The following is a 13,280-nucleotide window of genomic DNA, read 5'->3' on the forward strand; positions in this document are numbered from 1 at the left end:
GCGACCGTAGGATCGACCCGGACTTGACGGAAAGCCCCACCCGACACGAACTCGACCACCCGACAAGGGAATTGGCGCATGTCCGCGAGAGGAGCCCAGACGTGAGCAGCACGGACGGTCATCAGGTGTACGCGGACTACGACCGGACGGCGATCGACCGCACCGGCCAGGCCGAGGCATTCGACACGATCGGCGACCGGTACGACGAGGTGTTCCCCCACAAGGAGGGCCAGGTCGCCGCCGGCGCCTGGTTGGCGGGGCAACTGCCCGCCGGGTCCCGGGTGCTCGACATCGGGTGCGGCACCGGAGTCCCCACGGCCCGTCAGCTCACGGAGGCCGGGCACCGGGTCGTCGGCATCGACTTCTCCTCCGCCATGGTCAAGCTCAGCCGGGAGAACGTCCCCGACGCCGAGTTCCACCAGATGGACATCGCCGACCTGGAGAACAGTGGCCTGGGGCCCTTCGACGGCGCCGCCGCCTTCTTCTCGCTGCTGATGCTGCCGCGGGCGGAGATCCCCGTCGCCCTGCGCATGCTGCACGGCCAGGTGAAGCCCGGCGGACCGCTGGCCCTGGGGATGGTCGAGGCCGACGTGGACGACTTCGGAATCCCGTTCCTGGGCAACACCATTCGGGTATCGGGGTACCTACGGGACGAACTGCGCCAGGTGGTGCGGGACGCGGGCTTCGAGATCGCCGGGGAGGAGTCGTTCGCGTACGCGCCGGCCAGCACGGACGTGTCCCCCGAGATCCAGGTCTTCCTGAACTGCCGACGACGCCCTTGAGTCCCCAAGCGCTGGGCACGCCCGATGCGCGGCCCCGGACGGATGGAACCCTACGCGTGACGGAGCACCCCACCCCTCAGCAGCCCGCTGCCCGGCCGATGGGCGGCGGCGCCCGCACGGCCATGCCCGTGGCGGGCCACGCGGACGCCGCGCCCGCCGCGCTGCCCGACCCGCGCGGCGGCCGGCACACGCCCGACGGGGCCCAGGATTCCTCCCACGGCGCCCCCGGTCTGCCGGTGGAGACGCCGATGCCGTCGGTACCGTCGGCGCAGTCGGCTCCGAAGTCCGCGACGGAGACGGGCCACGCCCGGCCCGCGGGTGGCGACGAGCCCGTGGGGCGTCACCGTCCCGGCGCGCCGGAGGAGGCCGGCCGGGGCGCCGCGCCCGGTGCGACCGAGCACCCCAGCGGGGACGAGCGGGCCGAGCGGGAGCGGCGCGGAGGCGATCGGCTGCGGTTCGTGGGCGCCGCCACCCGGCGGATCGCCCGCGGAGTGGACCTGGACGAGACCGTCCTCGGCCTGTGCCGGGCCAGCGTGCCCGCGTTCACCGACGCGATCCTGGTCTACCTGCGCGACCCGCTGCCGGTGGGGGACGAACGGCCCACCGGGGCCTTCCTGCTGCGGCTGCGCCGCACCGACCGGCTGCCCGACCACGCGGCCCCGGCCCCCGCCGACCAGGACCCGTCCGACACCGGGGAGTTCCCGCTGCCCCCGCCGGTCGGCCCGACGGAGGGCGCCGTGGGCGGGGCGCAGGAGCTGGTCGAGGTGCGGGGCGGCGGACCGCTGGCCGAGGTGCTGCGCGGGGTGCGTCCGGTGTTCGGCGACTCGTCCACCGCCCGCGAGGCGCTGCCGGAACTGCTCGGCGCCGGGTGCGACGCCCCGGCCGGGCGCCGGGCGATCCTCGCGCCGCTGCGCGGCCGGCGCCGGGTGATCGGCGCGGCCGTGTTCCTGCGCCGCCCGGACCGGGCCGCCTTCGAGTCCGACGACCTGCTGGTGGCCGCGCAACTGGCCACACACACCGCGCTGGGCGTGGACAAAGCGGTGCTCTACGGCCGTGAGGCGTACATCGCCGACGAGTTGCAGCGCACCATGCTCCCCGACGAACTGCCCCAGCCCACCGGGGTGACGCTGGCCAGCCGCTACCTCCCGGCCGCCGAGACCGCCCGGGTGGGCGGCGACTGGTACGACGCGATACCGCTGCCCGGCGGCCGGGTGGCCCTCGTCGTCGGGGACGTCATGGGCCACTCCATGACCTCCGCGGCGATCATGGGACAGCTCCGCACCACCGCGCAGACCCTGGCCGGACTCGACCTGCCGCCGCAGGAGGTGCTCCACCACCTCGACGAGCAGGCCCAGCGGCTCGGCTCCGACCGGATGGCGACCTGCCTGTACGCCGTCTACGACCCGGTCGCGCACCGGATGGTGGTGGCCAACGCCGGGCATCCGCCGCCGGTGATGCTCTACCGCGACGGCCGGGCGGAGGTGCTGCGCATCCCGGCCGGCGCGCCCATCGGCGTCGGGGGAGTGGACTTCGAGGCGGTGGAGCTGAACGCCCCGGCGGGCGCGACGCTGCTGCTCTACACCGACGGCCTGGTGGAGTCGAGGCACCGCGACATCTGGACGGGGATCGACTACCTGCGCGAGAAACTGGCGGAGACGGCCGGGCTGACCCGCCCCGACACCCCACCGCCCCTGGAGCCGCTCTGCGACGAGGTGTTGGACATCCTCGGGCCGGGCGACCGGGACGACGACATCGCGCTGCTGGCGGCCCGCTTCGACGGGATACCGCCCAGCGACGTGGCCTACTGGTACCTCGACCCGCGCGCCCAGACCGCGCGGCAGGCCCGCCGGCTGGCGCGGCGCGCGCTGGAGCGCTGGGGCCTGGAGGAGCTGACGGACTCCGTGGAGCTGCTGGTCAGCGAGGTGGTGACCAACGCCGTCCGCTACGCCGAGCGTCCCATCACGCTGCGGCTGCTCCGCACCGACGTGCTGCGCTGCGAGGTCGGGGACGACGTGCCGCAACTGCCGCGGCTGCGGCAGGCCCGGGCCACGGACGAGGGCGGTCGGGGCCTGTACCTGGTCAACCGGCTCGCCCGGCGCTGGGGCGCGACGAGGCTGAGCACCGGCAAGGTGGTCTGGTTCGAGATCCCGTTCCCGTGAGGGCGGTCCGGTCGGCTCCGGCACCCCGCCCCGCGGCCGGCGGGCGACACGCGAAACGGCCCCGAACCCGTGACGGGTCCGGGGCCGTTCGGCCGTGCGGTGGCGCGGGGCCGACGGTGGGTCAGACCCCGGCCGGGGCCGGGTCGGCCAGGGCCGCCTCGGCGTCCAGGACGGTGCCCACCGCCTGGATGACGGCCGCGATCTTGAACGCCTCCTGGACCGTCTCGCGGTCCACACCGGCCTTGCGCAGCACCTGCTCGTGGGAGTCCAGGCACTGTCCGCAGCCGTTGATGGCGGAGACGGCCAGCGACCAGAGCTCGAAGTCGGTCTTGTCCACGCCGGGGTTGCCGATGACGTTCATCCGCAGGCCCGCGCGCAGGGTGCCGTACTCCGGGTCCGACAGCAGGTGCCGGGTCCGGTAGAAGACGTTGTTCATCGCCATGATGGCGGCGGCGGCCTTGGCCGCGGTGTACGCCTCGGGGGAGAGGTTGGCCTTCGCCTCGGGCTCCAGCTCGGTCAGCACCTTGGGCGAGCGGGAGGCGATCGCGCAGGCCAGCACCGCGCCCCACAACTGCTGCTGGGGCAGGTCGGAGTTGCCGATCACCGAACCGAGGTTCAGCTTGAGGTCCTTGGCGTAGTCGGGCAGGGCCGACTTCAGGTCGTCGAGAGCCATGTCGTCCTCAGATCCTCACTCACCCGCGAGCAGCTTGACCGGGTCGAGGGTCTCCTCGCCCTTGGTCCAGTTGCAGGGGCACAGCTCGTCGGTCTGCAGGGCGTCCAGCACCCGCAGGACCTCCTTGGGGTTACGGCCGACGGAGCCGGCGGTCACCATGGTGAACTGGATCTCGTTGTTCTGGTCCACGATGAAGACCGCGCGCTGGGCGTAGCCGTCCTCGCCCTCGACGCCACAGGCCCGCATCAGCTCGTGCTTGGGGTCGGCCAGCATCGGGAAGGGCAGGTCGCGCAGGTCGGGGTGGTCCTTGCGCCAGGCGTGGTGGACGAACTCGGAGTCACCGGAGACACCCAGGATCTGGGCGTCGCGGTCCGCGAACTCGTCGTTCAGCTTGCCGAAAGCGGCGATCTCGGTCGGGCAGACGAAGGTGAAGTCCTTCGGCCAGAAGAAGACGACCTTCCACTTGCCCTCGTAGGTCTTGTGGTTGATCTGCTCGAACGCCTTGCTGGCGTCGAGGTCCACACAAGCGGTCAGGTCGAACTCGGGGAACTTGTCACCGACAGTGAGCACACGCTCTCCTTGTTGCGTGGAAATACCCCAGGGCGGGGGTTTCCTGAGGGTTGGGCATGATCCACACTGCCATAGACGCCATTGATCAAAGAAATAACTAGACTCACTGACATTGATCGAAGGAGGCTATCGGTGACTCTCCCGGCCCGACACTCCCGCCAGGGACGTCCCCCCACCCTGTCCCAACTGCGGGCGTTCACGGCCGTGGCGGAGTGCCTGCACTTCCGTGAGGCCGCCGCGGAGATCGGCATGAGCCAACCCGCCCTGTCGGGAGCCGTCGCGGCGCTGGAGGAGTCGCTGGGTGTCCAACTGGTCGAGCGTACGACGCGCAGAGTGATGCTCTCCCCGGCGGGGGAGCGGTTGGCCGTCCGCGCCCGCACGGTCCTGGACGCGGTCGGCGAACTGCTGGAGGAGGCGGACGCGGTGCGGGCGCCGTTCACGGGGCCGCTGCGGCTCGGGGTGATCCCCACCTGCGCGCCGTACCTGCTGCCGACGGTGCTGCGGCTCGTTCACGATCGCTATCCCAAGCTGGACCTCCAGGTCAACGAGGAGCAGACGGCCTCGCTGCTGGAGGGGTTGCTGGGCGGGCGGTTGGACACGCTGCTGCTCGCGGTGCCGCTCGGCGCCTCGGGGCCCGCGGGAGCCTCCGGGGTGACGACGGTGCCCCTGTTCGACGAGGACTTCGTCCTGGTGACGCCCCGCGATCACGAACTGGCCGGTCGGGACGGTCTGCCGCGCGAGGCCCTGCGCGATCTGGACCTGCTGCTCCTGGACGAGGGGCACTGCCTGCGCCAACAGGCCCTGGACGTCTGTCGGGAGGCCGGGCGGTTCGAGGGCGTGCCGGCCGCCACGAGCGCGGCGGGACTCTCCACGCTGGTCCAACTCGTCGCGGGCGGGCTCGGGGTGACGCTGCTGCCGCGCACCTCGCTGCACGTGGAGACGGAGCGGAACGAGCTGCTGGCGACCGCCCGGTTCGCCGACCCGGCGCCCTCGCGGCGGATCGGCCTGGTGATGCGGGAGAGCGCGGCCCGGCGGCACGAGTTCGAGGTGCTCGCCAAGGATTTGCGGGAGGCAATGCGTCCGCTTCCGGTGCGGATCGTGGAGTGACGGCCGGCCGCCCGTCGCCGCCCGTCCGCCGCGGGGGCACACGCCGCGCACGCCGCGCCGCGTCCCTCACGGGACGCGAAAGCCCGAAGGGTGGCCGAGGCGTTCCGGTGATACGCCACCGTATGCATAAGCGTGCGCACAGTGGGTAGGCCCGATGCATCGTCTCTCGTACGGCCGCAGCGCGAACTGCCGTGCGCAGCAAGGCGGAACAAGGTGACTCAATCGACAGACAGAACAGCCGTAGCCGTCGTCAGGAGTAGACCGTGCTGCCAACGCCGCATCAGTCTCCGCAGGCCGCCGTCGTCCCTGTTCAGCGCACGTCCTCGAGCGATCACGCGGGGCCGTGGCACTCCGAGGCGGTCTGCCGCAGGGACGAGGCCGGGTTGTTCTTCGCCCCTTCGAAGGAGCCCACCGCCGCCCGTCTCTCCCGGGAGCAGGCGGCCAAACGGGTCTGCGCGCGGTGTCCGGTGCTCATCGAGTGCCGTGAGCACGCGCTGCTCCAGCCCGAACCGTACGGGGTGTGGGGCGGCCTGACGGCGGCCGAGCGCCGGGTGATGCTCGCCCGTCGACGCCGCCGCGACACCGAGTTGGGGCAGTCCCCCCAGGTGTCCCGCATCGCCTGACCGACCGACCCGACGGCGCTCCGGCGCGGCGTGGCCGGCCGGCTCCCCGGGCGGCGGCGGGCTCCCGGCCCGCCGCCGGGACGGTCGGCGCCCGGTTCAGCGGGCCCGGTCGAAGTCGATGGCGCTGTAGGCGCGCAGCTTCGACAGCCTGTGGGTGGAGTCGATCGTGCGGATCGTGCCGGACTTCGACCGCATCACCAGCGACTGGGTGGTGGCGGTCTCCCCGCGGTAGCGCACCCCCCGCAGCAGTTCGCCGTCCGTGACGCCGGTGGCGACGAAGAACACGTTGTCGCCGCTGACCAGGTCGTCGGTGGTCAGGACGCGGTCCAGGTCGTGGCCCGCGTCGATCGCCCTCTGCCGCTCCTCGTCGTCCTTCGGCCACAGCCTGCCCTGGATGACCCCGCCCAGGCACTTGATCGCACAGGCCGCGATGACGCCCTCCGGCGTGCCGCCGATGCCCAGGAGCAGGTCGATGCCGGTGCCCTCCCGGGTGGCCATGATCGCTCCCGCGACGTCGCCGTCCGAGATGAACTTGATCCGGGCGCCCGACTCCCGGACCTCCCGCACGATGTCCGCGTGGCGGGGCCGGTCGAGGATCACCACGGTGACGTCCTCGGGAGCGCTGCCCTTGGCCTTGGCCACCCGGCGGATGTTCACCGAGGGCGGGGCGGTGATGTCGACGAACTCCGCCGCCTCCGGGCCGGTGACCAGCTTGTCCATGTAGAACACGGCACTCGGGTCGAACATCGAACCGCGCTCGGCGACGGCCAGCACCGACACCGCGTTGCCCATGCCCTTGGCCGTCAGCGTCGTGCCGTCCACCGGGTCCACGGCCACGTCGCACTCCGGGCCCGTCCCGTCGCCCAACCGCTCGCCGTTGTAGAGCATCGGGGCCTCGTCCTTCTCCCCCTCGCCGATGACGACGACGCCGTTCATCGAGACGGTGGAGATCAGGGTGCGCATGGCCTTGACGGCGGCGCCGTCCGCGCCGTTCTTGTCGCCTCGGCCGACCCAGCGGCCCGACGCCATGGCACCCGCCTCGGTGACGCGGACGAGTTCCAGGGCGAGGTTGCGGTCGGGGGCTTCGGGGCTGACCTCGAGCTGGGAGGGAAGGTGGTGATCGGTCATCGTGACGCACCTTTCTGCACGTCTGTACGGCCTCCGAACGCGACGGCCGAAGTTTGAGGGTGCTTCGACCCTATCCGGACGACGACAAACTGAGCAGGGTGCCCCACGGATGAGCGCGGAGGGTGGGCGGGGGCGGACGAGGGGTGCGCGGGGATGCGCGGGGGCGGTGGTCCGGGGGGATGCGGGCATGGGGGACGATGGACGTGTGGCAAGAAAGAGCGACACGCAGACGGCGCGGAACATGGTGCTCTCGATGCTGGTGGTCCTTCTCGGCGCCGGCTTCGTGTACCTGTTCATCCCGCACGACGACTCGCTGGACCCGGTCCGTCCGATCACCTACGAAACGGAGCTGGTCACGGCCCGGCGCGCGGCGCCGTACCCGGTGGCCGCGCCGGTGGGGCTGCCCGACACCTGGCGCGCGACCTCGGTGAGGTACGACGCCCGAAGCGACCACGGGGCCGCGTGGCACCTGGGCTTCATGGACCCGGAGAACGAGTACGCGGCCGTCGAGCAGAGCGACGGCGACGCCGCGAGGTTCGTGGAGAAGGTCACCCACGGCGCGGAGCGGACCGAGCGCACCCAGGCGGTCGAGGGCGAGGAGTGGACGCGCTACGAGGGCCCGAAGTACGACGCGCTGGTGTTGGAGGAGTCCGGGGTGACCACGGTGGTCACCGGCACGGCGCCGTTCGACAGCCTCGCGCGACTGGCCGCCGCGCTCGAGACCGAGAAGGACTGAGCGCGGGCGGCCGGGGGAGTGGCCGTGCGAGGGGGTCAGACGGTGGTGACGACGTCCTCGTAGGCCAGGCGCGGCGACCGGGGGCGGTAGGACTCCGCGCAGGGCTTGCCGATGTTGACCACGGCCAGCACCTTCTGCTTGCCGTCCCCGAAGAACTCCTTGTCGATGCCCGCGGCGTCGAAGCCGGTCATCGGCCCGGCGGCCAGTCCGGCGGCGCGGACGCCGATGATGAAGTAGCCGATCTGGATCGCGGCGTTGAAGGAGCCCGACGCCTCGCGGACCGGGAGCTCGGAGAAGAACCGGTCCTTCAGGCCCGGGGCGTGCGGAGCCAGCTTCGGCAGCCGCTCGTGGAAGTCGAGGTCCACCGAGAGGATGGCGGTCAGCGGCGCGGACGCCGTCTTGGCCCGGTTCCCCTCGGAGAGCTGCCGGACCAGCCGCTCCCGGGCCTCGGGGGAGCGGACCAGGGTGACCCGCAGCGGCGACTGGTTGAAAGCGGTCGGCCCGTACTTCACCAGGTCGTGGATCGCCCGGATCTGCTCGTCGGACACCGGTTCGTCGGCGAAGGCGTGGGCGGTGTGGGCCTCGCGGAAGAGCAGGTCCTGGGCGGCGCTGTCGAGAGCCAGAGTCATGGGGGCGTCCCTCTTCGCATAGATGGTTGAACTTTGTACCATCTACTCTAGGGGCGGCGGGCGGACGATCGAACGCGGGGCTCCGTGAGACGGAACCGTCACGCCCGGCCCTCCTCGTCCCTCTCGCCGAGGCCGTCGTCCTCCGCGGACTCCTCCTCGCCGTCCCCCTCATCGTCCGGCTCGCCGTCCTCCGCGCCGGACTCCTCCGCCAGCACGGCGTCCAGCCGGGCCCGGGCGCCGTCCAGCAGGCGACGGCAGACCGCAGCCAGCTCCTCACCGCGCTCCCACAGGGCGAGCGACTCCTCCAGCGTGGAACCGCCCGCCTCCAGGCGCCGGACCACGGCGATCAGTTCGTCGCGCGCCTGCTCATAGCCCATCTCCCCGATCGGCGGCGGGGTGCTCACATCCGTCATGCGCCCAGCCTAGAGCCGCGCTCGGACAGCACGGCCGCTCACTCGTCCCCGTCCGCGCGCCGGGCGACCACCGTCAGCTCGCCCTCGGCGAGGCGGGCGCGCAGCTCCTCGCCGTCCGCCACCTCGCCCGGCGCCCGCACCGCGCTCCCGTCGGCCCGCTGGAGCACCGCGTAGCCGCGCCTGAGCGTCGCCGCGGGCGACAGCGCGACGACCCGGGCGAGGGTGTGCTCCAGCTCCGTCCCGGCCCGGTCCAGCAGGTGGCCGAACGTCCGGCGGCTCCGGTCGAGCAACGCCTCGATCTGCTCCTCGCGCTCCTCCACCATCGTGTACGGGCGGGCCATCACCGGGCGGCTCATGGTGTCCGCCAGGCCGCGTTCCTGCCGCTCCACCATCGTCTCCACGGCCCGCAGTGCCCGCTCGCGCAACTGCCGCACCCGCTCCAGCTCCTCGCGGACGTCCGGCACCACGTCCTTGGCGGCGTGCGTCGGCGTCCTGGAGCGCAGGTCGGCCACCAGGTCCAGCAGCGGGGTGTCCGGCTCGTGCCCGATGGCCGAGACCACGGGCGTGACGCACTCGGCCACGGCCCGCACCAACTGCTCGTCGGAGAACGGCAGCAGATCCTCGACGCTGCCGCCGCCCCGAGCCACGACGATCACGTCCACGGCCGGGTCGGCGTCCAGCTCCTTGACCGCCTGGATCACCTGCGGCACCGCGTGCACACCCTGCACGGCCACGTTGCGCACCGCGAAACGGACGGCGGGCCAGCGCTGCCGCGCCGTCTCCAGCACGTCCCGCTCGGCCGCCGAGGCACGGCCGGTGACCAGGCCGATCAGCCGGGGGAGGAAGGGCAGCGGCTTCTTCCGCTCGGCCGCGAACAGGCCCTCGGCGGCCAGCGTCCTCTTCAGCCGCTCCAGCCGCGCCAGCAGCTCGCCGACCCCGACCGGCCGGATGTCCGCCACCCGCAGGGAGAGCCGGCCACGCTGCGCGTACCACTCCGGCTTGCCGTGCACCACCACCCGGGCGCCCTCGGAGACCACGTCCGCGACCCGGTCGAAGACGGCTCGGTAGCAGGTCACGGTCAGGGAGACGTCCTGGGAGGGATCGCGCAGGGTCATGAACACCACCCCCGCGCCGGGGCGTCGGGACAACTGTGTGATCTGCCCCTCCACCCAGACGGCGCCGAGCCGGTCGATCCATCCGCCGATCAGCCGCGACACCTCGCCGACGGGAACCGGCGCCTCGGGCGACGTGTTGAGAGCCATGCGAGGAGGCTAACCGTCGGAACCGACAGCGGTCCCCACCCCGCCGCCGTCCGTCCCGTCGCCTCGCCCCCGAGTCCGGAACCGGGGGCCCGTACGATGGGCCCATGACTTCCACGACCGCACGCCGGGTCCTCCTCGCCGCGCCTCGCGGCTACTGCGCGGGGGTCGACCGCGCCGTGATCGCCGTCGAGAAGGCCTTGGAGCAGTACGGCGCGCCGATCTACGTCCGCCACGAGATCGTCCACAACAAGTACGTGGTCCAGACGCTGGAGAAGAAGGGGGCGATCTTCGTCGACGAGACGGACGAGGTCCCCGAGGGCTCCATCGTCATGTTCTCCGCACACGGCGTGGCGCCGACCGTGCACGAGGAGGCCGAGCGGCGGAAGCTCGCCACCATCGACGCGACCTGCCCGCTGGTCACCAAGGTCCACAAGGAGGCGGTCCGCTTCGCCAAGGAGGACTACGACATCCTCCTGATCGGCCACGAGGGTCACGAGGAGGTCATCGGCACCTCCGGGGAGGCGCCCGACCACATCACCCTCGTCGACGGCCCGGAGGACGTGGACAACGTCACCGTGCGCGACGAGTCCAAGGTCGTCTGGCTCTCCCAGACCACTCTCTCCGTCGACGAGACCATGGAGACCGTCGACCGGCTCAAGCAGCGCTTCCCGGCGCTGGTCTCCCCGCCCAGCGACGACATCTGCTACGCCACGCAGAACCGGCAGAACGCGGTCAAGCTGATGGGGGCCGAGGCCGATCTGGTCATCGTGGTCGGCTCGCAGAACTCCTCGAACTCCAAGCGGCTCGTCGAGGTCGCCCTCGGCGCGGGCGCCAAGGCCGCGTACCTGGTGGACTTCGCCTCCGAGATCGACGAGGCCTGGCTGACCGACGAGGTGCGCACCGTCGGCGTCACCTCCGGCGCCTCCGTGCCCGAGGTGCTGGTGGAGGAGGTCCTGGAGTGGCTGGCGGGGCGGGGCTTCACGGACGTGGAGCTGGTCAAGGCCGCCGAGGAGTCCATCACCTTCTCGCTCCCCAAGGAACTCCGCCGGGACCTGCGCGCCGAGGCGGCGCGGAAGGCCGCCGGCTAACCCGACAGGCCCCGGTCGGCCGACCGGCCGAGCCCGCCCGGCCGGGCGAGCCTCGCCCTGGCGAGCCCGGCGCGTTTGGCGGGCTCGGCGCGTTTGGCGCGTTTGGCGCGTTTGGCGCGCTTGGCGGTCCTGCCGGGACGGGCGAACCTGCCGGACCCGCGGCGGCCGACGCCGGCGCGGGCGAGGACGACCAGCACGGAGGCCAGCGTGCCGCCGTACACCCATCCGGCGTTGACGGCCAGCGCGGTCACCATCTCCAGGAGCCACCCGGCCGACCCATCCGAGTCGCCGCCGAGGAACAGCAGTCCGGCGGTGAAGGCGATCGGCGCCGCGATCGGCGCCGCGGCCAGGTCCGCCGGCCGCACCCACAGCGCGCACACGGCGGCGACCAGCACGAAGCAGATCCCGTACGCGGTGGCGTGCCCGTCCAGCAGCCACGCGTCCAGCCCGCCGGCCACCGTCATCGCACCGCAGGTCAGCAGTCCGCACCCCAGCGCGGTGAGCCGCGCGCCGGGTGGCCAGGTGCGCCGGGCGGTCGTGGGAGCGGGGCGGGGCCGGTCCCCGGCGGGCCGTTCCCGTCCGGTTCCGGGCGTGTCGCTCCGGGCGTCGGAGGACGGGGGGCGCGCCGTCCGGCGCCGCCGACGGTCACGGGTGATGCGCGCGATGTGTTGCTCCACCGAACCAACGTAGGGCGCGCGCCGGTCCCGAGGGGGCTCGGACACGCGCCCTGCCCGCCCTTCGGGTGCCCGTAGACTGGTGGATCGGCCCCGTCCGGGCCGGTCCACCAAGATCCTCTCGTTACGGGAAGTCGCCACGTGTCGCTCACGATCGGAATCGTCGGCCTGCCCAATGTCGGCAAGTCGACCCTGTTCAACGCCCTGACCAAGAACGACGTCCTGGCGGCCAACTACCCGTTCGCCACCATCGAGCCGAACATCGGCGTCGTCGGCGTGCCCGACGCCCGGCTGGCCGGGCTCGCCGAGATCTTCGGCTCGGAGCGCATCGTCCCGGCGACCGTGGACTTCGTCGACATCGCGGGCATCGTGCGCGGCGCGAGCGAGGGCGAGGGCCTGGGCAACAAGTTCCTGGCGAACATCCGCGAATCGGACGCGATCTGCCAGGTCATCCGCGCCTTCAAGGACGAGAACGTCGTCCACGTCGACGGCAAGGTCTCGCCCAAGGACGACATCGAGACGATCAACACCGAGTTGATCCTCGCCGACCTCCAGACGATCGAGAAGGTCCTGCCCCGGCTCCAGAAGGAGGCCCGGGTCAAGAAGGACGTCCAGCCCAAGGTGAAGGCCGTCGAGGAGGCCAAGGGCATCCTCGACGAGGGCCGCACCCTGTTCTCCGCCGGCATCGCCCAGGGCACCGAGCGGGCCGCGCTCCTGCACGACCTGCACCTGCTCACCACCAAGCCCTTCCTCTACGTCTTCAACGTGGACGAGGAGGAGCTGACCGACGACGCCTTCAAGGACGAGCAGCGGGCGCTGGTCGCCCCCGCCGAGGCGATCTTCCTCAACGCCAAGCTGGAGTCCGAGCTCGTGGAGCTGGACGAGGCCGACGCCCTCGAACTCCTGCAGTCGGTCGGCCAGGAGGAGCCGGGCCTGGCCACCCTCGCCCGCGTCGGCTTCGACACGCTCGGCCTGCAGACCTACCTCACGGCGGGCCCGAAGGAGGCCCGCGCCTGGACGATCAAGAAGGGCTCCACGGCCCCCGAGGCGGCCGGCGTGATCCACACCGACTTCCAGAAGGGCTTCATCAAGGCCGAGATCATCTCCTTCGAGGACCTGGTCGAGGCGGGCTCGGTCGCCGAGGCCCGGGCCCGCGGCAAGGCCCGCATGGAGGGCAAGGACTACGTCATGCAGGACGGCGACGTGGTGGAGTTCCGCTTCAACGTCTGACGGCTGAACCCCGGATCGGCCGAGTCGCCGATCAGGGCAGGAAACCCCAGGTCAGGGGCCAGATCGCAAGGTCTGGTCCCTTCCTGTTTTCCCTGGCTGTTTCAGGCTGTTTCCTGGCCCTGTGCTGACTTGGTGCTGACGCGCCGGCACGGCTGGAAGCGCCTGTGACCTGGCCTTCTTCGGGTGCCGGTCGGCTCTACTTCCCG

General features: G+C 72.1%; 14 protein-coding genes. 7 read left to right on the forward strand and 7 right to left on the reverse strand.

Going from position 1 to position 13,280, the window contains the following annotated elements:
* The first annotated feature begins 101 nt into the window (after window positions 1-101).
* The gene (locus IF47_RS0103350) at window positions 102-782 is read left to right on the forward strand and encodes a class I SAM-dependent methyltransferase (protein ID WP_051716893.1); all 681 of its coding nucleotides are present in this window, start codon (window positions 102-104) and stop codon (window positions 780-782) included.
* Window positions 783-1,030: 248 nt separating this feature from the next.
* Window positions 1,031-2,941, forward strand: coding sequence for a SpoIIE family protein phosphatase (locus tag IF47_RS0103355; protein WP_078591547.1), 1,911 nt, complete (start codon window positions 1,031-1,033; stop codon window positions 2,939-2,941).
* Between the two features lie 121 nt (window positions 2,942-3,062).
* Here the strand turns inward: IF47_RS0103355 and IF47_RS0103360 are convergent, their stop codons facing one another.
* Both IF47_RS0103360 and IF47_RS0103365 read right to left on the reverse strand, forming a co-directional pair.
* Window positions 3,063-3,614, reverse strand: coding sequence for an alkyl hydroperoxide reductase (locus IF47_RS0103360; protein ID WP_031506464.1), 552 nt, complete (start codon window positions 3,612-3,614; stop codon window positions 3,063-3,065).
* Window positions 3,615-3,629: 15 nt separating this feature from the next.
* The gene (locus IF47_RS0103365) at window positions 3,630-4,184 is read right to left on the reverse strand and encodes a peroxiredoxin (RefSeq protein WP_031506466.1); all 555 of its coding nucleotides are present in this window, start codon (window positions 4,182-4,184) and stop codon (window positions 3,630-3,632) included.
* A 132-nt stretch (window positions 4,185-4,316) separates the two neighbouring features.
* Here IF47_RS0103365 and IF47_RS0103370 point away from each other — a divergent pair, with 132 nt between their 5' ends.
* Window positions 4,317-5,291 (forward strand): hydrogen peroxide-inducible genes activator, encoded by a 975-nt coding sequence (locus IF47_RS0103370; RefSeq protein WP_051716895.1) that lies wholly within the window; start codon window positions 4,317-4,319, stop codon window positions 5,289-5,291.
* 263 nt (window positions 5,292-5,554) lie between these two features.
* On the forward strand, window positions 5,555-5,914 hold the full coding sequence (locus IF47_RS0103375) for a WhiB family transcriptional regulator (protein WP_031506470.1): 360 nt from the start codon (window positions 5,555-5,557) through the stop codon (window positions 5,912-5,914).
* Window positions 5,915-6,010: 96 nt separating this feature from the next.
* Here the strand turns inward: IF47_RS0103375 and glpX are convergent, their stop codons facing one another.
* Window positions 6,011-7,042: a class II fructose-bisphosphatase gene (gene glpX, locus IF47_RS0103380; protein ID WP_031506471.1), complete on the reverse strand. Its 1,032-nt coding sequence runs from the start codon at window positions 7,040-7,042 to the stop codon at window positions 6,011-6,013.
* Between the two features lie 205 nt (window positions 7,043-7,247).
* Between glpX and IF47_RS0103385 the strand changes: the two genes are divergently transcribed.
* Entirely contained in the window at window positions 7,248-7,778 is a 531-nt protein-coding gene (locus IF47_RS0103385) for a DUF4245 family protein (protein ID WP_031506472.1), read from the forward strand.
* Between the two features lie 35 nt (window positions 7,779-7,813).
* On the opposite strand, the gene IF47_RS0103390 is transcribed toward IF47_RS0103385, so the two are convergent.
* The 3 genes from IF47_RS0103390 to xseA form a co-directional block, all read right to left on the reverse strand.
* Window positions 7,814-8,407, reverse strand: a complete 594-nt coding sequence (locus IF47_RS0103390; protein WP_031506474.1) for a malonic semialdehyde reductase — start codon at window positions 8,405-8,407, stop codon at window positions 7,814-7,816.
* Between the two features lie 98 nt (window positions 8,408-8,505).
* On the reverse strand, window positions 8,506-8,820 hold the full coding sequence (locus IF47_RS0103395; RefSeq protein WP_031506476.1) for an exodeoxyribonuclease VII small subunit: 315 nt from the start codon (window positions 8,818-8,820) through the stop codon (window positions 8,506-8,508).
* Window positions 8,821-8,858: 38 nt separating this feature from the next.
* Window positions 8,859-10,082: an exodeoxyribonuclease VII large subunit gene (xseA, locus tag IF47_RS0103400; RefSeq protein WP_031506477.1), complete on the reverse strand. Its 1,224-nt coding sequence runs from the start codon at window positions 10,080-10,082 to the stop codon at window positions 8,859-8,861.
* Window positions 10,083-10,186: 104 nt separating this feature from the next.
* Between xseA and IF47_RS0103405 the strand changes: the two genes are divergently transcribed.
* Window positions 10,187-11,170, forward strand: a complete 984-nt coding sequence (locus IF47_RS0103405; protein WP_031506479.1) for a 4-hydroxy-3-methylbut-2-enyl diphosphate reductase — start codon at window positions 10,187-10,189, stop codon at window positions 11,168-11,170.
* Here IF47_RS0103405 and IF47_RS27405 read toward each other — a convergent pair.
* Complete coding sequence (locus IF47_RS27405; protein WP_051716899.1) at window positions 11,167-11,847, reverse strand: DUF6542 domain-containing protein; 681 nt, start codon at window positions 11,845-11,847, stop codon at window positions 11,167-11,169. The two genes, IF47_RS0103405 and IF47_RS27405, sit on opposite strands and share 4 nt — an antisense overlap.
* Before the next feature lie 138 nt (window positions 11,848-11,985).
* Between IF47_RS27405 and ychF the strand changes: the two genes are divergently transcribed.
* Window positions 11,986-13,074 (forward strand): redox-regulated ATPase YchF, encoded by a 1,089-nt coding sequence (gene ychF, locus IF47_RS0103415; protein WP_031506481.1) that lies wholly within the window; start codon window positions 11,986-11,988, stop codon window positions 13,072-13,074.
* The last annotated feature ends 206 nt before the right edge of the window (window positions 13,075-13,280 follow it).

Source organism: Streptomyces megasporus (genome assembly GCF_000718985.1).
Lineage (GTDB): Bacteria > Actinomycetota > Actinomycetes > Streptomycetales > Streptomycetaceae > Streptomyces > Streptomyces megasporus.

Coding starts and splice junctions, on each gene's coding strand:
- IF47_RS0103390 (WP_031506474.1), bottom strand. CDS start 8,407: ATGACTCTGGCTCTCGACAGCGCCGCCCAGGACCTGCTCTTCCGCGAG.
- IF47_RS0103395 (WP_031506476.1), bottom strand. CDS start 8,820: ATGACGGATGTGAGCACCCCGCCGCCGATCGGGGAGATGGGCTATGAG.
- xseA (WP_031506477.1), bottom strand. CDS start 10,082: ATGGCTCTCAACACGTCGCCCGAGGCGCCGGTTCCCGTCGGCGAGGTG.
- IF47_RS0103355 (WP_078591547.1), top strand. CDS start 1,031: ATGCCGTCGGTACCGTCGGCGCAGTCGGCTCCGAAGTCCGCGACGGAG.
- IF47_RS0103360 (WP_031506464.1), bottom strand. CDS start 3,614: ATGGCTCTCGACGACCTGAAGTCGGCCCTGCCCGACTACGCCAAGGAC.
- glpX (WP_031506471.1), bottom strand. CDS start 7,042: ATGACCGATCACCACCTTCCCTCCCAGCTCGAGGTCAGCCCCGAAGCC.
- IF47_RS0103405 (WP_031506479.1), top strand. CDS start 10,187: ATGACTTCCACGACCGCACGCCGGGTCCTCCTCGCCGCGCCTCGCGGC.